Below are 21,662 nucleotides of genomic sequence, written 5' to 3'. Positions count from 1 at the left end.
ATGACGAGAGAGCCTCACACCCGCCGGTGCTTGCCGCCGTAATGCTGGCCGATGTAGCTGCCGATCCGCGCCATTTCGGTCGCCGCCGAGCGGGCGGTTTCGGCGCAGCAGGGGATCGGATCGCGCTCCGCCGCCGCCGCGCGCATCGCGACGCGCTCGCACAGCGTCTCGATATCGGCGCGCGACAGCACGTTCTTCTCACGCAACAGGCACAACAGGCTTTGCAGGATCACGAGGCTTTCGTCGCCCGCGCGCGCGTCGGTCGTCACCATCGACATCGGCTCCTCTCCATCGCTTTTCCACGACAGGGTACGCCAATTGCGCCCGCACGCAAGGGGTTGGACGAGAGCCGCCGCGTTACTGCAATCCGCCGCCCAACGCGCGGTACAGCTCGACCAGATTGTTCGCCTGGGTCAGCCGCGTCGTCACCAGCTGCTGCTGCGCCGAATAAGCGGTACGCTGCGCATCGAGCGAGGTCAGGAACGAATCGACCCCGGCGCGGTAGCGCGCCTCCGACAGGCGCGCGGCGATCTGCGCGGCGTTGGCGCGCGCGCCCTGCGCCGACAGTTGCTCGCCGATCGTCCCGCGCTGCGCCAGCGCGTCGGCGACCTCGCGGAAGGCGGTCTGGATCGACTTTTCATAGGTCGCGACCGCCGCCTGTTGCGATGCCTTGGCATAATCGAGGTTGCCGGCGTTGCGTCCGCCGTCGAACAGCGGCAGCTGCACGGAGGGAGCGGCATTGTAGTTGAACGTGCCGCCGCCGAACAGACCGCCGAGCGCGGTCGAGATCGTCCCGATCGTCGCGGTGAGCGAGATGCGCGGGAAGAAGGCCGCGCGCGCCGCGCCGATGTTGGCGTTCTGCGCGATCAGCTGATGCTCGGCCTGCAACACGTCGGGCCGGCGCAGCAGCACCGCCGACGTCATGTCGCCCGGCAGCGCGTCGCGGGTGATCGCCGCATTCCCCAGCGCGGTCGGGAGCTGATCGGCGGGGACAGTGGCGCCGACCAGCAGGTTGAGCGCATTCTGGTCACGCGCGACCTGCGTGCCGAGCGCGGCGATGTCGTTGCGCGCGGCCTGATAGTTCGTCTCGGCCTGCCGCGCCTCCAGCTCGGAGGCGACGCCGATGCGGAACTGCGCCTGCGTCAGCCGCACCGTCTCCTCGAAGGTCTTGAGCGTCTCGCGGCTGAGGCGGAGCTGCTCCTGATCGGCGGCGAGTTGCAGCCACGCGCTCGCCACCTCGGCGATCAGGCTGATCCGCGCGCTGCGCTGCGCTTCCTCGCTGGCGAAATACTGCTCCAGCGCGGCGCGATTGAGGTTGCGGATGCGCCCGAACAGGTCGAGCTCGAACGCGGAGAAGCCGACGTTGGCGGAATAGAATTGGATGTTCGACGAGCTGGAGCCGACCGCGCCGCCCGCTGCCGCGCCACCGCCGCCGGCGTTACCGCCGGTGCCGGCGCCTGTGCCGGCGCCGCCGGTCGCGCCGCCCGCCCCGCCCCCGGCGGCACCGATCGCGCCGAACAGGTTGTTGGTATAGGTCGCCGACCCGTTGAGGCCGGTGGTGGGCACGATCGCCGAACGCTGGACGCGATATTGCGCGCGCGCCTGCAGCACGTTCGCCGCCGCGACGCGCAGGTCGCGGTTGTTGGCGAGCGCGGTGTCGATCACCTGCCGCAGCCGCGCGTCGAGGAAGAAGTCGCGCCAGCCGATGGCGGTCACGTCGGGCGCGTCGCTGGCGGCGCGGGGGTAGACCCCGCCCTCCGGCAGCGCGACCGGGACCGCCCCGTTCGGGCGTTCGTATTTGGGTGCGAGGTTGCAGCCGGCGAGCGCGGTGCCGAGCGCCAGCGCGATGACAATCTTGGAACGGGTCACGTCAGGCTCCCTGATGGGCGGTGTCGCCCGTGGGATGGTCGTTGTCCGGCTTCGGCGCGTCCTTGCCATGCCCGAACAGGCGCAGCACGACGACGAAGAACATCGGCACGAAGAAGATCGCCAGCACGGTCGCGGACAACATGCCGCCCACCACCGCACGGCCGATCGCGTTCTGCCCGCCCGCGCCCGCGCCGGTCGATACCGCCAACGGCAGCACGCCGAAGATGAACGCGAGGCTGGTCATCAGGATCGGGCGCAGCCGCAGCCTGGCCGCCTCCACCGCCGCGTCGAAGGCGTTCATCCCCTCCGCGATGCGTTCCTCGGCGAACTCGACGATCAGGATCGCGTTCTTCGCCGACACGCCGATCGTGGTGATGAGCCCGACCTGAAGGTAGATGTCCTTGTTCAGGCCCGTCAGCCACGCCGCCAGCACCGCGCCGATGATCCCCAGCGGCACCACCAGCAGCACCGAGATCGGCACCGACCAGCTTTCGTAGAGCGCCGCTAGGCACAGGAACACGATCAGCAGCGACAGGCCGTACAGCGCCGGGGCCTGTCCGCCCGACAGCTTCTCCTCATAGGACAGGCCGGTCCATTCCAGCGTCGTGCCCGGCGGCAGCTTCGCATGGATCTCCTGCAAGGCCTCCATCGCGGCGCCCGTGCTCTGCCCCGGCCCCGGCGAGCCCTGAAGCTGCATCGCGGGCTGGCCGTTGTAGCGGGTCAGCGACACCGGCGCGTTGGACCATTCCTGCGTCGAGAAGGCGGTGAACGGCGCCATCTGACCATTGTCGCCGCGGACGTAGAGCTCGCCGATGTCCTCGGGGCTCATGCGATAGGGCGCGTCGTTCTGGACATAGACGCGCTTCACGCGGCCCCGGTCGATGAAGTCGTTGATATAGCCGCCGCCCCAGGCGGTCGCGATGGTCGAATTGACCGCCGACAGATCGAGGCCGAGCGCGCGCGCCTTGTCCTCGTCGACATTGACCTTGAGTTGCGGCGCATCCTCCAGGCTGAGCGGGCGGACCTGCGCCAGCCGCGGATCCTGTGCCGCCATGCCGAGCATCATGTTGCGGATCTGGACCAGCTTTTCATGCCCGATGCCGCCGGTATCGACCAGTTGCACGTCGAAGCCGGTGGCATTGCCCAGTTCCTGCACCGCCGGGGGCACCAGCGCGAAGATCAGGCCGTCCTTGTATTGCGAGAACGACCCCATCGCGCGCCCGACGATCGCCTGCGCCTTGTTGTCGGCACCGCCGCGATCCTCCCACGGCTTCAGGTTGATGAACGCCAGACCGGTATTCTGCCCCTGTCCCGCGAACGAGAAGCCGTTGACGGTGAACACGCCCGCGACGTTCGCGCCTTCCTGCTTGAGGAAATGGTCGCGGACCAGCGTCAGGCCCTTTTCGGTACGCTCGCTCGTCGCGCCCGCCGGCCCCTGCACCAGCGCCAGCACCGTGCCCTGATCCTCGTCGGGCAGGAAGCCCGAGGGCAGGTTGACGAAGATCAGCCCCATGCCGGCGACGATCAGCAGATAGACGAGGCCGGACCGCTTCCAGTTGCGCGCGGTGCGCTTCACCCCGCGCTGGTAGCTGTTCTGCGCGCGATCGAACCGGTCGTTGAACCAGCGGAAGAAGCGCGCCAGCGGCCCGTTGCCCTCCAGCTTCTTCGGGTCGTGCGGCTTCAGGATCGTCGCGCACAGCGCCGGCGTCAGGATCAGCGCGACCAGCACCGAGAGCACCATCGCCGAAACGATCGTGATCGAGAACTGGCGATAGATCACACCGGTCGATCCGCCGAAGAACGCCATCGGCAGGAACACCGCCGACAGGACCAGGCCGATGCCGACCAGCGCGCCGCTGATCTCGTCCATCGACTTGCGCGCGGCTTCCTTCGGACTGAGATGTTCGTCGACGATCAGCCGCTCGACATTCTCGACCACGACGATCGCGTCGTCGACCAGCAGACCGATGGCCAGCACCATGCCGAAGAGCGTCAGCGTGTTGATCGTATATCCCGCGACCGCCATCACCGCGAAGGTGCCGAGCAGCACGACCGGCACCGCGATCGTCGGAATCAGCGTGGCGCGCCAGTTCTGAAGGAACAGGAACATCACCAGGAACACCAGCACGACGGCCTCGACCAGCGTGTGGATCACCTGTTCGACCGACAGGCGGACGAAAGGCGTGGTGTCGTAGGGATAGATGACCTTGACGTCGGCGGGCAGCGTCCGGCCGATTTCCGCCGCGCGCGCCTTCACCGCGTCGACGGTGTCGAGCGCATTCGCCCCCGCCGCCAGCCGGACGCCGAAGCCCGACGCGGGCCTGCCGTTATACTGGACGTCGAAACCGTAATTCTCCGCGCCGATTTCGACCCGCGCGACATCGCGCAGCCGGACGACCGCGCCGTCGGCGCTGGTCTTCAGCCGGATGTTGCCAAACTGTTCGGGCGTCTGGAGGCGTGACTGGACCGAGACGGTCGCGTTCAGCATCTGCCCCTTCGCCGCGGGCTGCGCGCCGATCTGTCCGGCGGACACCTGCGCGTTCTGCGCCTGCACCGCCGACGATACGTCGGCGACGGTCAGCGCGTAATTGTTGAGCTTCAGCGGGTCGATCCAGATCCGCATCGCATATTGCGAGCCGAACACCTGCAACTCGCCGACGCCGTTCACCCGGCTGATCGGATCCTGGAACTTCGACACGATCATGTCGGACAGGTCGTTGTTGCTGTGCGAACCGTCGGTGGACACGAGACCGACCACCGCTAGGAAGCTGGCGGCGGACTTGGTGACCTGAATCCCCTGTCGCTGCACTTCCTGCGGCAGCAGCGGGGTGGCCGCCTGCAACTTGTTCTGGACCTGGACCTGCGCGATGTCGGGATCGGTGCCCTGCTCGAACGTCAGCGTGATGGTGACCACGCCCGCCGAGGACGACGACGACGAGAAATAGCGCAGATTGTCGATGCCGCGCAGCTGCTGCTCGATGATCTGGGTGGTGGTCCGCTCCAGCGTCTCGGCATCGGCGCCGGGATAGCTGGCGGCGATCGCGACCGCGGGCGGCGCGATCTCGGGGAATTGCGCGACCGGCAGGCTGCGGATCGCGATGACCCCCGCCAGCATCAGGACGAGCGCGATGACCCATGCGAAGATGGGCCGGTCGATGAAGAAGCGCGACATGGGGCGTTACTTTCCGTTCGCCGGCTGGCCCTGCGGCGCGCCGCCCGGCTGAGCGGCCGGCGCGTTCGGATTGTACGGCACCGCCTTCACCGGCATGCCGGGGCGCAGCATCATCGCGCCCTCGACGACGACCTTGTCGCCCGGCTTCAGCCCGGCGGTGACCAGCCAGTTGTCGCCGATCGTGCGCGGCGCGGTCAGCGAGCGCGGCTGGAGCTTGCCGTCGGCACCGACGACCAGCACGGTCGGGTTGCCGCGTTCGTCGCGCGTCACCGCACGCTGCGGCACCAGGATCGCATCGGACCGCGTCCCCTCCACCAGCTCGGCGCGGACGTACATGCCCGGCAGCAGCAGCCCGCGCGGGTTCGGGAAGATCGCGCGGATCGTCTGCGTGCCGGTGTTCGGGTCGACGCTGACGTCGGCGAACTGCAGCTTGCCCTCGATCGGATAGACCGACCCGTCCTCCAGCCGCAGCCGGACGCGCGCCGCCGTGCCGCCACGCGACAGGTCGCCGGCGGCGATCTGCTGACGCAGCTTGAGCAGGTCGGCGCTCGACTGCGCGACATCGACATAGATCGGGTCGAGCCGCTGGATGGTGGTGAGCGGGTTGGTCTGCGCCGCGCTGACCAGCGCGCCGGTGGTCGTCACCGAGCGACCGATGCGCCCCGAGATCGGCGCGCGGATCGTGGTGCGCGCCAAATCGATCTGCGCCGACCGCAGCGCCGCCTGCTGCGCGGCGACATCGGCACGCGCCTGTTCGGCGGTCGTCACGGCGTTCTCGTAATCCTGCCGCGCGATGGCGTTGATCTTCACCAGCTCGCCATAGCGGCGCTGGAGCGCGGCGCTGGACGCGATCGCGGCGCGCGCCCGCGCGACGGCGGCGCGCGCGCTGGCGACCTGCGCCTGATAGGGCTGCGCATCGATGCGGTAGAGCGGCTGTCCGGCGCGGACCGTGTCCCCCTCGGTAAACAGGCGCGCGGTCACGAGGCCGTTGACCTGCGGCCGCACCTCCGAGGTTTCATAGGCGGTCGTCCGCCCCGGCAGCGTCGTGGTCAGCGTCACCGCCTGCGGCTGCACGGTCACCACGCCCACCTGCGGGGGACCGGCCTGCGCCTGCTGTTGTTGCTGCTGCTCCGGCGACTCGCTCTTGCCACCGCAAGCGGCGAGCGGCGCCAGCATGATCGCGGCGAGCGCGACCCCCGTTTTCGTCCCCATCTTCGGCATGGACATCTCTTATGAAGTGTGTGAGTGATCGCTCACTCACGAATGCTGCTACTGCGAACGGATGGCAGCGTCAAGACGGATAGAAGATGGTCGATCGCGAAGTGCCCGAAAGTCGTCAGTCTGTTCAATTGACTAACGAATGTTGCCTCCCTCGCGACCGGAGCGGGAAAGCCAACGCACGACGCGCGCGGATCGTTCAGGCCGCGCGCGAACTTTTCGCCGAACATGGCTTCCACGCGACCAGTATCGCGCGCCTGTCGGAGCGTTCCGGCGTGCTGGTCGGGCAGATCTATCGCGACTTCGCCAACAAGGAGGCGATCGTCGCCGCGCTGGTCGAACACGATCTGGACGAGTTCCTGGCGGCGGATGAACTGTGCGCGGCGCGCTGCACATCCGACCGCGCGATGGTACGCGCATGGATCGCGCGCTTCATCGCGTGCGACGACATCGGCGATACGCGGCTGATCGCGGAGATCACGGCCGAATCCTATCGCAACCCCCGCATCGCGGCGATCTTCGACGCGATGGAAGATCGCCTGCACGGGCAGCTGGTTCGCGCGCTGACCATCATCGTCCCCGATGCCGGCAACGAACAGCGGATCGGGCGACTGGCCGAAGCGATCCTGATCATGGCGGGCGGCATGTGCCAGCGCCGGATCAACACGCGCAGCACCGCGCCCGAAGTGCTGGCGCTGATGATGGCCTTCATCGATGCGGAGATCGCCGCGATCGAGCGCGACCCGCGACCATGAGGCGGATTGCGGCGCGCGATGTCGCGGGTAAGGATAAGGGTACGTGCGTCCAACCAGGGAAAGATCCGGCTTGTCCACCCCGATGAAACTGGCCGATCTGGCGGCGATGGCGGGCGTATCGACCGCGACCGTCTCGCGCGCGCTGTCGGGGCATCCGTCGGTCAGCAAGACGACGCAGGAGCGGATCCGCGCGCTGGCCCGCGAACATGGTGTGCGCCCCAACCAGCTGGCGCGCAACCTGCGGCTACGCAGCACCGGCGCGATCGCGCTGGCGATGCCGCTGGGCCATGCGCGGACGCAGCATCTGACCGATCCGTTCTTCCTCGCCCTGCTCGGCTTCCTGGCCGACCTGCTGGTCGATCGCGGATATGACATCCTGCTGTCGCGCGTACTGCCCGACAGCGACGAATGGCTCGACCGGCTGGTGGACAGTGGGCGCGTCGACGGCGTGCTGCTGGTCGGGCAGTCCGACCAGTATGACACGATCGAGCGCGTCGCGGGCCGCTATGCGCCGCTCGTCGTCTGGGGGGTCAACCGGCCCGGCCAGCGGCACCTGACGATCGGGTCCGACAACCGGCTGGGCGGGCGGATGGCGGGCGAGCATCTGACCGGGCTGGGGCGACGGCGCGCGATGTTCCTGGGCGACCCCGCTCCGCCCGAATTCGCCGACCGGCTCGCCGGCCTGCGCGACGTGACCGAGGCGGTCGAGGTGCTGCCGTGCGCGATGGACCCGGACGGGGTGTATGACACGGTGCGCGCGCGGCTGTCGGCCGGCGCGCCGCCCGACGCGATCTTCGCCGCGTCCGACGTGGCGGCGATGAGTGCGTTGCGCGCGCTGACCGAGGCGGGGCTCGACGTGCCCGGCGATGTGGCGGTGGTGGGGTATGACGACGTGCCGCTGGCCGCGCACACCTCTCCGCCGCTGACCACGATCCGGCAGGATCTGGTCGCCGGCACCGCGCTGATGGTCGAGACGCTGCTGCGCCGGATCGCGGGCGAGGCGGCCGAGAGCGCGATCGTCCCGCCGCAATTGATCGTGCGCGCCTCCGCCTGATCGAACGCCTCGATCACAATCGATTGCGAAATTCGTTTTGCAATCGATTGCAGACGGCATTAAGCGCTCTTCGTCCGACCTTCAGCGAAGGCGTGTCCAGGAGAGGAAGTACCCCATGCCGCTGCGTTTCCACCTGCTCGCATCGATTCCCGCGCTGCTGCTCGCCGGTGCGGCGCACGCGCAAACGGCCGACGCCGCCCAGACCCCCGATACGACCGCCGCGACCGAAGCCACCACGGCGGAGGACATCGTCGTCACCGGCGTCGCGCAGGGCCGCAACCGGCTCGACACCTCGGTCTCGGTCAGCTCGCTCGACGCCGACCTGACCGCCAAGATCCCGCCGCGCAACACCGCCGAAATCCTGCGCAACCTGCCCGGCGTCCGCGTCGAGGCGTCGGGGGGCGAGGGCAATGCCAACATCTCGGTACGCGGCCTGCCGGTCGCATCGGGCGGATCGAAGTTCCTGCAATTGCAGGAGGACGGCCTGCCGGTGCTGGAATTCGGCGACATCATCTTCGGCAATGCCGACATCTTCATCCGCAACGATCTGTCGCTCGCCCGCATCGAATCGGTGCGCGGCGGATCGGCCTCGACGTTCGCCAGCAATTCGCCGGGCGGCATCATCAACTTCATCTCGAAGACCGGCGAACAGGAAGGCGGCTCGTTCCAACTGTCCTCGGGCCTCGACTATCGCGAATATCGCGCCGACTTCGCCTATGGCGGCAAGATCGACGACAAGACGCGCTATGAGCTGAGCGGCTTCTATCGCCTGGGCGACGGCCCGCGCGACGTCGGCTACGACGCGATGCGCGGCGGGCAGATCAAGGCGAACATCACCCGCGAGTTCGATCGCGGCTATATCCGCGTGTACGGCAAGTATCTCGACGATCGCAGCATCGCCTATCTGCCCAATCCGGTGCGCGTGACCGGCGGCAACGGCGACCCGACGTATCAGAACATCCCCGGCTTCTCGATCAACGAGGATACGCTGCACAGCCGCTACATCGGCTCGGTCCTGACGCTGGACGGCAACAACGATCCGGTCCGCCGCAACATCGGCGACGGGATGCACCCGGTCGTCAAATCGGTCGGTTTCGAGGGCAAGTTCGACATCGCCGACGGCTGGAACCTGACCGAGCGGTTCCGTTATTCGGATATCTCGGGCGACTTCGTCTCGCCCTTCCCCGCCTCGGTCGGCGATGCGCAGACCGTCGCCAACGGCTTCGCCGGCGCGGGCGCGCAGCTATACTATGCCAGCGGGCCGCTGTCGGGGCAGCGGATCGCCACGCCGGGCACGCTGGGCGGCAACGGACTGCTCGCCAGCGTCGTGCTGTTCGACGTCAAGCTGAACAGCCTGAACAACATCACCAACGACCTTCGGCTGAACGGCAAGGTCGATCTGGGCGGCGGCGCGCTGTCGATCGCGGCGGGCATCTATAACTCGCGGCAGGACGTGAAGACCGACTGGCTGTGGACGTCGTTCTTCCAGAGCGTGCAGGGCAACGGGCGCTCGGTGCTGGTCGATATCCGCAACGCCGCCGGCGTGTCGCAGACCGCCGGGGGAACGCTGTATTCGGCGTCGTTCTTCGGCAATTGCTGCCGCCGCAGCTACGACATGCGCTACACCACCAATGCGCCGTTCGCACAGCTGGGCTTCGAGGTCGGGCGGCTGAACATCGACGGCAGCGTCCGCTACGACTTCGGATCGGCGAAGGGCAGCATCGCGGGCGACCTGCCCGGTGCGACCACGACGCGCGCGCAGGACATGAACGGCGACGGCGTGATCTCGGCCGCCGAGCAGACGGTGGCGTTCATCCCGAACAACCGCGCGGGCATCGACTATGACTACAGCTATCTGTCCTATTCGGCGGGCCTCAACTATCGCCTGAGCGACACGCTGGCGGCGTTCGCGCGCTACAGCCGTGGCGGGCGCGTCAATGCCGATCGCCTGCTGTTCGGGCCGACGATCAACCTGCAGACCGGCGGGCTGGTGCCCGGCGCCAAGCCGTACGACTTCGTCAAGCAGGCGGAAGGCGGGCTGAAATTCTCGTCGGGGCCGATCGGCCTGTACGCGACCGTGTTCAACGCGCGGACGCAGGAGACCAACTACCTGCTGTCGCAGCAGCAGTTCACCAGCCGCCAGTATGAGGCGACCGGCGTCGAGCTGGAAGGCCGGTTCCGCGCCGGGCCGTTCTCGCTGAGCGCGGCCGGCACCTATACCGATGCGAAGATCACCCGCGACGCGACCGATGCGACGCTGAACGGCAACCGCCCGCAGCGGCAGGCCGCGTTCGTCTATCAGGCGACGCCGCAACTCGATTTCGGGCGCGTCAGCTTCGGCGCGAACGTGATCGGCACGACATCGAGCTATACGCAGCCGGTCAACCAGCTGAAGATGCCCGCCTATACGCAGGTCAACGGCTTCCTGCTGGTGCGCGCGGCGGACAATGTCAGCTTCAACCTGAACGCCAACAACATCTTCAACGTGAAGGGCATCACCGAGGCCGAGGATGCGGCGATCCCGTCGAACGGGCTGGTCCGCGCGCGCTCGATCAACGGGCGGACCATCGCGGCGTCGGTGCGGTTCGATTTCTGACCTTTCCGTCACCCCGGCGCAGGCCGGGGTCCAGGGTCAAAAGCGCAGCTTCTGCTTGGCTCTGGACCCCGGCCTGCGCCGGGGTGACGACAATGATAGACGGATAGACGCGATGGGATGGCGGACATGACGATGCAGCAGCGCCTGGAAGCGATCGGACCGCGGCTGCGTCGTCAGATCGCGCGGCTGTACCCGGACCATGACACCGATGCCGTGTGGCGGCGGGTCGAGGCGATGCTGACGGCGCGGGCGGCGGAGCGACCCGCGCCGCTGCTGGCGCTCGACCGCGCGCGCGAGGCCGATCCCGACTGGTTCGTGCGCCCGGACATGCTCGGCTATTCGACCTATGTCGATCGCTTCGGCGGGACGGTCGACGGCGTGGCCGCGCATGTCGACCATCTGGAGGCGCTCGGCGTGCGCTACCTGCACGTCCTCGCCTTGCTGAAGGCGCGCGCGGGCGACAGCGACGGCGGCTTCGCGGTCGCCGATTATCTCAGCGTGGAGCCGCGGCTCGGCACGATGGCCGATGTCGAACGGCTGACGGCGCGGCTGCGCGACTCGCGGATCAGCCTGTGCGTCGATCTGGCGCTGAACCACACCGCCGACGATCACGAATGGGCCAAGGCGGCGCGCGCGGGCGATCCCTTCTACCGCGACTTCTACATGGTCGTGGACGATGCCGAGGCGGTGGCGCGCAATGCCGAACTGCCGCAGGTCTTCCCGACCACCGCGCCGGGCAATTTCACCTATGTGCCGGAGATGGGCGGGAACGTCCGGACAACCTTCTACCCGTTCCAATGGGACCTGAACTGGCGCAATCCCAACGTCTTCTTCGCGATGATCGACGCGGGGTTGCGGCTCGCCAATCACGGGTTCGAGGCGTTTCGGCTCGACAGCACCGCCTTCCTCTGGAAGCAGGCGGGGACCAACTGTCGCAACTTGCCGGAGGCGCATTACATCGTTCGCGGCTTGCGCGCCGCGCTCGATATCGTCGCGCCGGCGACGTTGCTGAAGGCGGAGGCGATCGTGCCGACCGCGTTCGTGCCGCCGTATTTCGGGATGGACGAGGGCGACGGGTTCGAGCCGGAATGCCATCTGGTCTACAACAATTCGCTGATGGTCGCGGGCTGGGTCGGACTGGCCGAAGGGTCGGCGCAACTGCCCGCCGCGATCGTCGCGGCGAGCGGAGGACTGCCGCCGGGGGCGAACTGGCTGAGCTATGCGCGCTGCCACGACGATATCGGCTGGGGCGCGGTGCTGGGCGATCTGCGTGGCCTTGACGATGCTCCCGAGGAGCGGCTGATCGCCGCCGCGCGCTTCCTGAACGGCGAGGGCGACAGCTGGGCGCGCGGCAAGCCGTTCCAGGCGGACGGATCGACGCTGCACGGCAGCAACGGCACGCTGGCGTCGCTGGCGGGGCTGGAGGCCGCCGCGACCGATGGCGAGCGCGAGGCGGCGTTCCGGCGCATCGCGCTGCTGAACGCGCTGTCGATCGCGAGCGGCGGGGTGGCGACGACCTATATGGGCGACGAGGCCGGCCTGCTGAACGACGACAGCTATCTGGCCGATCCCGAGCGCGCGCATGAGGGGCGGTGGATCCACCGGCCGGCGATGGACTGGGCGGCGCTGGACGGCGCGGCGGCGAAGCGGATCACCGGCGACCTGATCGCCCTGCGTGACGCGCGGATCGCCAGCGGCGGTGCGGGGGGGCCGGCGGCGCTGGCGACCGACGATCCGGCGGTGCTGGGGATCGCGTGCGGGAGCGACCGGGTGTTCCTGAACTTCGGTGACCGCGCGGCGATGCTCCCGGCGACTGGACGCGATCGGCTGACCGGCGCAGTCTGTGGCCAGGTCCCGGCATGGGGCGTCGCGTGGCTGGAGGGGTGAGGATGGTGACGATGCGTCGGTCATGCGCGTACTTGCCTCGCCTCATTCCGTCATTCGCGCGACGGCGGGGATCCGGACGCGCTGCGGTTGCGCGTCATGCGGACAGGTCAGAGGTTCTGGATTCCCGCCGTCGCGGGAATGACGGTGTGTGCCGGGCCACCAACCCGCTTGCCCCCGCTCCCCTCCCGACAGGAAGCGTGAGATGACCAAGCCCCGGCTGTCGCTGGCCCGCATCGTCGAGATGAACCTCGGCTTCCTCGGGCTGCAATTCTCGTTCGGGCTGCAACAGGCCAATATGGCGCCGATCTACGGCTATCTGGGTGCGGACGAGGCGAGCCTGCCGCTGTTGTGGCTCGCCGGCCCGGTCACCGGCCTGCTGGTCCAGCCGCTGATCGGCGCGATGAGCGACCGGACCAACACGCGGCTGGGGCGGCGCACGCCCTATTTCCTGATCGGCGCGATCCTGTGCAGCCTGTGCCTGTTCGCGATGCCGTACAGCCGCGCCTTGTGGATGGCGGCGAGCCTGCTCTGGATCCTGGATGCGGCCAACAACGTCACGATGGAGCCGTACCGTGCCTATGTCGGCGACCGGCTGGCGCCCGATCAGCGCGCGACCGGATTCCTGACGCAATCGGCGTTCACCGGGCTGGCGCAGACGCTCTCCTATCTGTCGCCGTCGCTGTTGGTGTGGATCGGGTTCGACAGGAATGCGGTCGACGCCAACGGCATCCCCGACATCACGCGGATCGCGTTCGTGATCGGCGCGGTGTTGTCGCTGTCGACGATCCTCTGGTCGGTGTGGCGCGTGCCCGAGCTGCCGCTGGACCGGCAAGAACAGGCGCGCATGGACGCCGAGCCGCTGAGCTTGCGCGGCGCGCTGGCCGACCTGAAGGTCGCACTGGTCGAGATGCCGAAGCCGATGCGGCAGCTGGCGCTGGCGATGCTGTGCCAATGGTATGCGATGTTCGCTTACTGGCAGTTCATCGCCTTCGCGCTGTCGCGCTCGCTGCACGGCACGAGCGACGCCGCCAGTACGGCATTTCGCGACACCGTGCTGACGGTCGGGCAGCTGGGCGCCTTCTACAATGCGGTGGCGTTCGTCGCGGCGCTGGCGCTGATGCCGCTGGCGAAGCGCCATGGCGCGCAGCGGGTCCATGCCTGCTGCCTCGCCGCGTCGGGTGTGGCGATGCTGGCGATCCCCGCGCTGCCGACCGAGGGGTGGCTGTTCGTCGCGATGATCGGCATCGGCATCGGCTGGGCGGGGATGATGGGCAATCCGTACATCATGCTGACCGGCATGATCCCGCCCGAGCGCAACGGCGTCTATATGGGCATCTTCAACATGTTCATCGTCATCCCGATGATGATCGAGAGCCTGTCGGTGCCGCTGTTCTACGACAGTCTGCTGCGCGGCGATGCGCGCGCGGTGATCGTGCTGGGCGGCGTGCTGATGCTGCTGGGCGCAGGTGCGACGGTGATGGTCGGGCGCGGCGCGCGGGCCGGGGTGGTGGCGTAACGCCTCATTCCGCGTCGGGCTGATGCTCCGGCGCGGCAGCGCGGAAGGCGGGGAGCGCGCCGCACGCCGCCTCGACCGCGAGCAGGCGCGGCCAGCGGAGATCGACACCGAACCGGCGCGCGTTGCCGAGCTGCGGGATCAGGCAGAGGTCGGCGAGCGTCACGTGCTCGCCGAAGCAATATGGGCCGGTGGCGTCCGCGATCAGCGTGGCGCAGGCTTCGAGCCCGACATCGATCGTGTCGCGCGCCCACGCCATGACCTGCTCAGGCGTCGCGCCGCACGCTTTCAAGCGTTCCAGTACCGCCAGATTCTGCACCGGATGCACGTCGCACGCGATCACCTGCGCGAAGGCGCGGACGTGGGCGCGCGCTAGGGGATCGTGCGGCAGCAGCGGCGGGGTGGGAACGACCTCGTCGAGGAACTCGCAGATCGCGAGGCTTTGCGTCAGCACGGCGTCCCCCCATTCGAGCGCGGGGACCAGCCCCTGGGGATTGAGGCGGCGATAATCGGGCGCGCGCTGTTCGCCGTGGCGCAGATGGTGGAAGACGTCGCGCCACGCCACGCCCTTCAGGTTCAGGGCGATCCGCACGCGATACGCCGCCGACGAACGGAAATAGCCGTGCAGCACCGGCGTGATGGTCGCATCGTTCATGGGCACACTCTCCGCTTTTCGCGGGAGCGTAGCGCCGGCCCCGGCGGCGGCAAGCGTGGTCAGTTGCGGAAGAGCGGGATGATCCCCTTGCGCCGGCTGCCGCCATCCTGAAGGCGCAGCGCCTCGGCCTCCATCGCCAGCCGCTGCGCCTCGCCCAGCGACAGCGCGCTGCGCGCGCGTTCCTCCAGCAGCGCGACGCGTTCCGGCAGGGTCGCGCGATGCCCGGACCACCAGCGGCGGAGGCGGTCCAGCAGCGATGCGATGCGCCCGGCGCGGGGGTGACGGATATCCATGTCACCACCGAACAGCCGGATCGGTCATTGGTTGCGGGCGATCGCCTCCGAAACGGCCGCATAGACGGTATCGAGGTCGGTCTCGTCGATGCAATAAGGCGGCATGACGTAGAGCGTGTCGCCGAGCGGGCGGAGCAGCACGTCCCGCTCGCGGAAGAACGCCAGCAGGCGCGGCGCGATATCGGCGAGATAGCCCTCGCCCGCGCCGATCTCGAACGCCGCGATCGTGCCCAGCCGGCGCGGGTTGCGCACACCGTCCAGCGCCGCCAGCCGCGCCGCCTGCCGCTCACCCAGCAGGCGTACCCGTTCCAGCACCGGCTCCTCGCGCCAGATCGCGAGGTTCGCCGCCGCCGCCGCGCAGGCGATCGGGTTGGCGGTATAGCTGGAGGAATGGAAGAACATCCGCGCGCGATCGGTCGACCAATGCGCCTCGAAGATCGGCTCGCTGGCCATCGTTACCGCCAGCGGCACCGCGCCGCCGGTCAGCCCTTTCGACAGGCACAGGATATCGGGCACGACGCCGGCCTGTTCGCATGCCAGCAAGGTGCCGGTGCGCCCCCAGCCGGTCATCACCTCGTCGGCGATGAACAGCACGCCGTGCCGCGCGCAGATATCGCGCATCCGGCGCAGCGTTTCGGGCGCGTAGAACAGCATCCCCCCGGCCCCCAGCACCAGCGGCTCGACGATGAACGCCGCGGCGCCCGCCGCGCACGCGCGCTCCAGCGCGTCGAGCGTGGTCTGCTCCGCGCCCGCCGCCGGATAGGGAATCGTTTCGACGTCGAACAGCAACGGGGCATAGGCGCGGTTGAACACGCCGCGCTGCCCGACCGACATCGCCCCGATCGTGTCGCCGTGATAGCCATGTTCCATGACGAGGATGCGATGCCGCGCCTCGCCGCGCGCCAGCCAGTAACCGAGCGCCATCTTCAGCGCGACCTCGACGCTGGTGGATCCGGAATCCGAGAAGAACACCCGCGTCAGTGCCGGCGGCATGATCGCGCGCAGCCCGGCGGCGACCTGCTCGGCGGGCTCGTGCGTCCAGCCCGCGAAGATGATCTGATCGAGCCGTTCCGCCTGATCGCGGATCGCGGCGGCGATGCGCGGGTGCGCGTGGCCGTGCGTCGTCACCCACCACGACGAGATCGCATCGATCACGCGCCGCCCATTGGCGGTGTGCAGCGCGGCGCCGTCACCGCGCACCACGCACGGGATCGGTTCCTGCAACCCATGCTGCGTGAAGGGATGCCAGATCGAACTCACCGGAAATCCTCCACGTCGAAATGCGCCGCGAACGCCTCGCCCAGCGTCGCAGGCGTGAGGTCGGTCAGGAACGGCAGGCGCCCCAGCCGCCTGGCCCCGCCGATCGCCGCGATCGTCGCCTCGCTGTCCTCGACATTGTCGCCGATGAACGCGATGCCCAGCAGCGGCACGCCGCGCGCGCGCAAGGCCTCGATCGACAACAGGCTGTGGTTGATCGTGCCGAGCGCGGTGCGCGCGACCAGCACGACCGGCTGCCCCCAGACCGCCGCCTGATCCGCGAAGGAATACGTGCGGGTCAGCGGGACCAGCACCCCGCCGGCACCCTCCACCACCAGCGGGCCGTCGCCCGGCGGCAGCGCGAGGCGCGCGGGGTCGATCGTCACGCCATCGATCTCGGCGGCGCGATGCGGGGAACAGGGCGTGGCGAGCCGGTACGCCTCGGGCACCAGCCTCGCCGGATCGACGCCCAGCCGCACCACCGTCCCCGCGTCGCTGCCATCCGCCAGCCCGGCCTGCACCGGCTTCCAGTAACGAGCCCCCAGCGCCCTCGTCAGCGCGGCGGCGAACACCGTCTTGCCGACATCGGTGTCGGTGCCGGTCACGACGATCGGACGGGTCATGGCAATACCTCCCGCAGGACGGCCGCCAGCGCGGCGACATCCTCCCCTGTGACATGCAGCGTCAGCGCGATCCGCAGCCGCGCGGTGCCGGGCGGAACGGTCGGCGGACGGATGCCGCGCACGTCGAACCCCGCCGCCTGCACCGCCGCCGCGACCCGCATCGCCGCGCGATCGTCGCCGATGATCAGCGGCACGATCTGCGACTCCACCGTGGCGCCGAGCGGTTCGAGATGGTGCTTCGCCGCCGCGATCAGCGTGTGGAGCCGCGCGCGCCGGTCGGGCTCGTCGGCGACGATCCGCAGGCTTTCGCGCGCCACCGCCGCGCCCAGCGGCGCGGGCGCGGTCGAGAAGATGAACGGGCGGGCGCGCGCCACCAGGAAGTCGCGGATCACCCCCGGGCCGCACAGCACCGCCCCCTCGCACCCCAGCGCCTTGCCGAAGGTGTTGAGCGTCACGACGTTCGCGCGACCGTGCCACGCCGCCGCAGCGCCGCGACCGCCCTCCCCCCAGACGCCGGTCGCATGCGCCTCGTCGACGATCAGCATCGCGTCGTGGCGGTCGGCGACCGCGACCAGCGCGGCAACGTCGGTCAGGTCGCCGTCCATGCTGTAGAGGCTCTCGACCGCGATCCACGGCGTGCCGGTGCCGCCGTGCGCGCGCCAGGCGACGATCGCATCGTCGACCGCCTGCGCATCGCCATGCGCCGCCGCGACGCAGGTGGCGCGCCCCAGCCGCATCCCGTCGTGCATGCTGGCGTGGACCAGCGCATCATGCACGAGCAGGTCGCCCGGCTGCGGCACCGACGACAACAGGGCGGTGTTCGCGGCGAAGCCGCTGCCGAAGAACAGCGCCGTTTCCGCCCCGAAGAAGCGCGCCGCTTCCGCCTCCAGCGCCTCGTGTTCGGCATCGTTACCGCGCAGCAAACGCGAGCCGCCCGACCCCAGCGCGACGCCGCGATCGAGCGCCGCACGCGCCGCATCGGCAAGCCGGGGTGCGTTGGACAGCGCGAGATAGTCGTTGGACGACAGGTCGATTCCGGCTCGCGGCGCCAGCGTGCGCAGCCGTCCGGCCTCGGCCAGTTGGGAGAGATGGGCGCGTTGAGCGGTCAGTCGCATGGACCGGCTATGCCGCCCCGCACGCATATTGACCAGTATCGCGGGCGCCGATCCGATGCGCGGTTCCCCGTGACACGCCCGCGCGATCCGCTACACCGCTGGCGTGCCGATCCTGTCGCTCGTCTCCGCCGCGCTCGCCCCCACGCTCGTCGCCGCGCTTACCGCCGCCGCGCTGCCCGAACCGCGCGCGGCATGGGTCGGGCAATCGACGCTGGCGGCCGATGCCGAAGGACGCTGGGTTCCCTTCGACATCACGCCGGGCAACCAGATCCGCTTCACGATGGCGATCGACGGCCGCCGCGTCACCGCGATCCTCGATACCGGCGTCAGCTATTCGGTGCTCGCGCGCCGCTATGCCGAGGCGCACAGGCTGCCCGTCCGCGCCGGCGGGCGGGCGACGGTGATCGGGGGCAGCGTGGATATCGGCCGGGTCGCGACCGGCAGGATCGCGATCGGCGCGGTGACGCGGCGCGGCGGCAGCCTGGCGGTCGCCGACCTGCCCGCCGCCGCCACGGGCAGCGCGCAGCCGGTCGACCTGCTGGTCGGGCGCGACCTGACCGCCGGCTACGCGCTCGACATCGATTATGAGGCGCGCCGCTTTCGCCTGTTGCGCAGCGGTAGCCGCCCGTTCGCCGGCGCGGTCGCCCCGCTGTCGATCGCACCCGAGCGGATGATCTATGTCAGCGCGATCGGGATCGGCGGGCGCACCATCGCGCCGATGGTCGTCGACAGCGGCGACGGTTCGGCGATCACGCTCGGCCCGTCCGCCTGGGCGGCGGCGAAGGAAGCGGGCGGACGCACCACCACCACGGTGTCGTTCGGGCTGGCCGGCGCGGTCGTCAACGAGATGACGATCGTCCGCGACATGACGATCGGCACGACCACCGCGCACGACGTGGAGGTGCGCGGCGAGCCGACCGGCGGCTTCTCCGATATCGTTGGAGTGGCGGGCCGGATCGGATCGGGCTTTCTGCAGCGCTATCGCGTATTGCTGGATCCCGGCGCCGGTCACATGCTGCTCGGCACCACCCGGGCGAGCGGCGTCCGGACGCTGCGTTCGACCAGCGGATTGCTGCTCAACCTGGCGACCGACCGGCTGAAGATATTGCATGTGATGCGGGGCAGCCCGGCCGCGGCCGGCGGCTGGCAGACGGGCGACACGATCTGCGCGGTCGACGGGACACGCATCACGCCCGCCTACGCGCACAGCCCGCTCGCCGGCTGGACCGCCGCGCCCGCCGGGCGAACCGTGACGATCGAGCGGTGCGACGGCCGCGTCACGACGCTGACGCTCCGCGATTTTTACTGATCCAGCGCAGGCCGGCGTGCGTATCTTCGGCGCGTCCCGTTCGTTAGGAGCGGGGCCCCGCAGCGATCAGGATCACGATGCCGCACTTCTATATCAGTTTCGCCGGACGTGAGCGTGACCGGATCGGCGTCGAATGCAGCGATGTGGCGATGGCGCGCAACATCGCCGTGCAGCGTCTGGGCGGTTATCTGGCCGACCATCCCGGCTTCGCCAACGAAGGGCATTGGCGGGTGACGATCGACGACGAGGTGGGCCGAACCGTCGCCACGGTGATCGTCGCGACCGTCACGCCGCGTCTTCCCGACGAACCGGAGCAATGATCGCGTGCGATCGGCGCCGTGCAATCACCAGGGACGGTGGGGATCGTCGCTGAGCGGACCGCTCATTCGCAACTGTCCGCGCGCGCGCGCGGCACCGCGCACCAGTTCCTCGCTCAGCCGCATCGCCGCTTCCACGGTCAGGTCGTAACGCGCGCCGCTGCGCGACAGCACGGTGACCACCCCGTCGTCCGCGCTGACCTGCGGCATCATTGTACATGGGTCTGACTTCATCGTCGCACCTGCCGTGGCGTTGGACCGCGTTCCGGGACGGCGGACCTCGGCGAGATGACCGCCCCGGACACCGCATGACGGCGGTTCCGCGGGTTTCGGCAACAACCGCCTGCGCGCATCGCGGTTCCAACATTTCGTTCAATCCCTTAGCACCAGATAGACGCTGATCGCCGCCGCGATCAGCGCGAACACCTGCACCAACGTCCAGTCGATCCAGCCCACCGCGTCGAGATCGCGCCGGCGACGCCGACGCAGGTCGCGCCACCCGGCCAGCACCGCCACGCCCAGCGCGCCGATCGCGATCATGCCCAGCAGGACTTGCGCATCGCTCATCACCGCGTCAGCCTCCAACCTATCCATTTGCGGAGAGGTTCTTTTCGATGCATCGTCTCGCTCCCGTCCTGTTGCTGGCGCTGCCGGCCGCCGTCCATGCCGCCGCGCCGCGCGCCCCCGTCGCGATCGTGACGGCGGTGAAGGCCTCGACGCGCACCCCGGCCAATATCGAACGCGACCGCTATCGCCACCCTGCCGAAACGCTCGCCTTCTTCGGCGTGAAACCGACCGACACGGTGGTGGAGGTGTGGCCGGGCGGCGGCTGGTACACCGAAATTCTCGCGCCGCTGACCGCCGCCCGGGGCCGTTACTATGCCGCCGGGCCGTGGGAGCGCGGGCTGAACGGCGTGAAGGCGTTGCAGGCGAAGGATGCCGCCACTTACGGCAAGGTGCAGCTCGCCGCGTTGCCCGCCGCCGCCGGACAGCCGACGGTGCCGGATGGCAGCGCCGACGTGGTGCTGACGTTCCGCAACGTCCACAACTGGCGCTTCGGCGGAGAAGATCAGGCGCGGCAGATGTTCGCGGCGATGTACCGGATGCTAAAGCCCGGCGGGACGCTGGGCGTGGTCGAGCACCGCCTGCCCGAGGCGCGCGACGCCGCCGCCGAGGAGAAGAGCGGCTATATGAAGCAGAGCAGCGTGATCGGCTATGCCACCGCCGCCGGGTTCCGGCTGGCAGGCAAGTCGGAGATCAACGCCAATCCGAAGGACAGCGCCGACTGGCCGGGCGGCGTGTGGACGCTGCCGCCCAGCTATGCGCTGAAGGATGTGGACCGCGCGAAATATGCCGCGATCGGCGAGAGCGACCGCATGACGCTGAAGTTCGTCAAGCCACGCTGATCCCGCGCCGCCGCCGCTTACTCGCCGAGCTTGTCGACCTTGTCGCGCAGCTTGGCGAGTTCGGCCTTCAGCGCCGCGATCTCGCTGTCCTTCGCTCCCGTGGCGGCGGGCGGCGTGGCGGGCGCGGGCTTGAAGGCCTGCGCCGCCGCCTCGAACATCTCCATGTTGCGCTTCGCGATCTCCGCGAAGGGCGAACCGGCGAAGGCGCCCTCGACCGCCGTCTTGAACTGTGCCTGGTTGCGACGGAAGCTGTCCATCGAGGCTTCGAGATAGTCGGGCACCATCGCCTGCATCGAATCGCCGTACAGCGCGATCAGCTGGCGCAGGAAATTGACCGGCAGCATCGTCTGCCCGCCGCGGCTTTCCTCCTCCATGATGATCTGGGTGAGGACGTTGTGGGTGATGTCCTCCTCGGTCTTGGCATCGACGACCCGGAACTCGCGCCCCTCGCGTGTCATCGCCGCCAGATGCTCCAGCGTGATATAGGAGGAGCTTTCGGTGTTATAGAGCCGGCGGTTGGCGTACTTCTTGATGACGACCACGCCGTCGGTGCCGTGCTGCTTCTTCATCGCGCGAGATCCCATGACCGAACCTGTTCGCCGTATTGCACAAAATGTGGCATC

Annotated in this window: 20 protein-coding genes; 8 read left to right on the top strand and 12 right to left on the bottom strand. The window is 69.1% G+C overall.

Annotated elements, in window-relative coordinates; translation table 11 throughout:
* Window positions 1-14: 14 nt before the first annotated feature.
* From NS334_RS12125 to NS334_RS12110, 4 genes are all read right to left on the bottom strand, one after another.
* Window positions 15-278 (bottom strand): hypothetical protein, encoded by a 264-nt coding sequence (locus NS334_RS12125; RefSeq protein WP_428835054.1) that lies wholly within the window; start codon window positions 276-278, stop codon window positions 15-17.
* Window positions 279-357: 79 nt separating this feature from the next.
* The gene (locus tag NS334_RS12120; RefSeq protein ID WP_058756215.1) at window positions 358-1,869 is read right to left on the bottom strand and encodes an efflux transporter outer membrane subunit; all 1,512 of its coding nucleotides are present in this window, start codon (window positions 1,867-1,869) and stop codon (window positions 358-360) included.
* Window position 1,870: 1 nt separating this feature from the next.
* Entirely contained in the window at window positions 1,871-5,041 is a 3,171-nt protein-coding gene (locus NS334_RS12115; protein WP_058756214.1) for an efflux RND transporter permease subunit, read from the bottom strand.
* A gap of 6 nt (window positions 5,042-5,047) precedes the next feature.
* Entirely contained in the window at window positions 5,048-6,262 is a 1,215-nt protein-coding gene (locus NS334_RS12110; protein WP_275044687.1) for an efflux RND transporter periplasmic adaptor subunit, read from the bottom strand.
* Between the two features lie 86 nt (window positions 6,263-6,348).
* Here NS334_RS12110 and NS334_RS12105 point away from each other — a divergent pair, with 86 nt between their 5' ends.
* The 5 genes from NS334_RS12105 to NS334_RS12085 all read left to right on the top strand — a co-directional run bounded on the left by NS334_RS12105 (window position 6,349) and on the right by NS334_RS12085 (window position 14,067).
* A complete protein-coding gene (locus NS334_RS12105) occupies window positions 6,349-7,014 on the top strand; it encodes a TetR/AcrR family transcriptional regulator (protein ID WP_083500439.1) in 666 nt (221 codons plus the stop codon).
* Window positions 7,015-7,084: 70 nt separating this feature from the next.
* On the top strand, window positions 7,085-8,068 hold the full coding sequence (locus NS334_RS12100) for a LacI family DNA-binding transcriptional regulator (protein ID WP_342585550.1): 984 nt from the start codon (window positions 7,085-7,087) through the stop codon (window positions 8,066-8,068).
* 115 nt (window positions 8,069-8,183) lie between these two features.
* Window positions 8,184-10,664, top strand: coding sequence for a TonB-dependent receptor domain-containing protein (locus tag NS334_RS12095; protein WP_058756211.1), 2,481 nt, complete (start codon window positions 8,184-8,186; stop codon window positions 10,662-10,664).
* A 126-nt stretch (window positions 10,665-10,790) separates the two neighbouring features.
* A complete protein-coding gene (locus NS334_RS12090; RefSeq protein WP_193753084.1) occupies window positions 10,791-12,551 on the top strand; it encodes an alpha-amylase family glycosyl hydrolase in 1,761 nt (586 codons plus the stop codon).
* Window positions 12,552-12,753: 202 nt separating this feature from the next.
* The gene (locus tag NS334_RS12085) at window positions 12,754-14,067 is read left to right on the top strand and encodes an MFS transporter (RefSeq protein WP_058756209.1); all 1,314 of its coding nucleotides are present in this window, start codon (window positions 12,754-12,756) and stop codon (window positions 14,065-14,067) included.
* A 4-nt stretch (window positions 14,068-14,071) separates the two neighbouring features.
* Here the strand turns inward: NS334_RS12085 and maiA are convergent, their stop codons facing one another.
* The 5 genes from maiA to NS334_RS12060 are packed head-to-tail and all read right to left on the bottom strand — an operon-like array spanning window position 14,072 to window position 18,007.
* On the bottom strand, window positions 14,072-14,719 hold the full coding sequence (gene maiA, locus NS334_RS12080) for a maleylacetoacetate isomerase (RefSeq protein ID WP_058756208.1): 648 nt from the start codon (window positions 14,717-14,719) through the stop codon (window positions 14,072-14,074).
* A gap of 59 nt (window positions 14,720-14,778) precedes the next feature.
* Window positions 14,779-15,012: a hypothetical protein gene (locus tag NS334_RS12075; protein WP_058756207.1), complete on the bottom strand. Its 234-nt coding sequence runs from the start codon at window positions 15,010-15,012 to the stop codon at window positions 14,779-14,781.
* A 24-nt stretch (window positions 15,013-15,036) separates the two neighbouring features.
* Complete coding sequence (locus tag NS334_RS12070) at window positions 15,037-16,272, bottom strand: adenosylmethionine--8-amino-7-oxononanoate transaminase (protein WP_058756206.1); 1,236 nt, start codon at window positions 16,270-16,272, stop codon at window positions 15,037-15,039.
* Window positions 16,269-16,892, bottom strand: a complete 624-nt coding sequence (gene bioD, locus NS334_RS12065; protein WP_058756205.1) for a dethiobiotin synthase — start codon at window positions 16,890-16,892, stop codon at window positions 16,269-16,271. Before bioD ends, NS334_RS12070 begins: the two co-directional genes overlap by 4 nt.
* Window positions 16,889-18,007, bottom strand: a complete 1,119-nt coding sequence (locus NS334_RS12060; protein ID WP_193753083.1) for an 8-amino-7-oxononanoate synthase — start codon at window positions 18,005-18,007, stop codon at window positions 16,889-16,891. The genes bioD and NS334_RS12060 overlap by 4 nt, the downstream gene beginning before the upstream one ends.
* Before the next feature lie 103 nt (window positions 18,008-18,110).
* Between NS334_RS12060 and NS334_RS12055 the strand changes: the two genes are divergently transcribed.
* Together NS334_RS12055 and NS334_RS12050 are read left to right on the top strand one after the other, a co-directional pair.
* Window positions 18,111-19,316 carry an aspartyl protease family protein gene (locus NS334_RS12055; protein WP_058756203.1) on the top strand — a complete coding sequence of 402 codons (1,206 nt, stop codon included), beginning with the start codon at window positions 18,111-18,113 and terminating at the stop codon, window positions 19,314-19,316.
* Window positions 19,317-19,393: 77 nt separating this feature from the next.
* The gene (locus NS334_RS12050; protein ID WP_058756202.1) at window positions 19,394-19,636 is read left to right on the top strand and encodes a DUF6894 family protein; all 243 of its coding nucleotides are present in this window, start codon (window positions 19,394-19,396) and stop codon (window positions 19,634-19,636) included.
* Window positions 19,637-19,660: 24 nt separating this feature from the next.
* On the opposite strand, the gene NS334_RS12045 is transcribed toward NS334_RS12050, so the two are convergent.
* Together NS334_RS12045 and NS334_RS12040 are read right to left on the bottom strand one after the other, a co-directional pair.
* Window positions 19,661-19,867 carry a hypothetical protein gene (locus tag NS334_RS12045; RefSeq protein WP_153002732.1) on the bottom strand — a complete coding sequence of 69 codons (207 nt, stop codon included), beginning with the start codon at window positions 19,865-19,867 and terminating at the stop codon, window positions 19,661-19,663.
* 138 nt (window positions 19,868-20,005) lie between these two features.
* Entirely contained in the window at window positions 20,006-20,200 is a 195-nt protein-coding gene (locus tag NS334_RS12040; protein WP_153002731.1) for a hypothetical protein, read from the bottom strand.
* Window positions 20,201-20,247: 47 nt separating this feature from the next.
* Here NS334_RS12040 and NS334_RS12035 point away from each other — a divergent pair, with 47 nt between their 5' ends.
* A complete protein-coding gene (locus tag NS334_RS12035; protein WP_058756199.1) occupies window positions 20,248-21,039 on the top strand; it encodes a class I SAM-dependent methyltransferase in 792 nt (263 codons plus the stop codon).
* Window positions 21,040-21,056: 17 nt separating this feature from the next.
* Here the strand turns inward: NS334_RS12035 and phaR are convergent, their stop codons facing one another.
* Window positions 21,057-21,608, bottom strand: coding sequence for a polyhydroxyalkanoate synthesis repressor PhaR (phaR, locus tag NS334_RS12030; protein WP_058756198.1), 552 nt, complete (start codon window positions 21,606-21,608; stop codon window positions 21,057-21,059).
* Window positions 21,609-21,662: the final 54 nt, after the last annotated feature.

Origin of the sequence: Sphingomonas endophytica (genome assembly GCF_001476895.1) — a bacterium.
GTDB classification, from domain to species: Bacteria; Pseudomonadota; Alphaproteobacteria; order Sphingomonadales; family Sphingomonadaceae; genus Sphingomonas; species Sphingomonas endophytica_A.
This window is presented reverse-complemented; position numbering and strand designations above follow the sequence as displayed.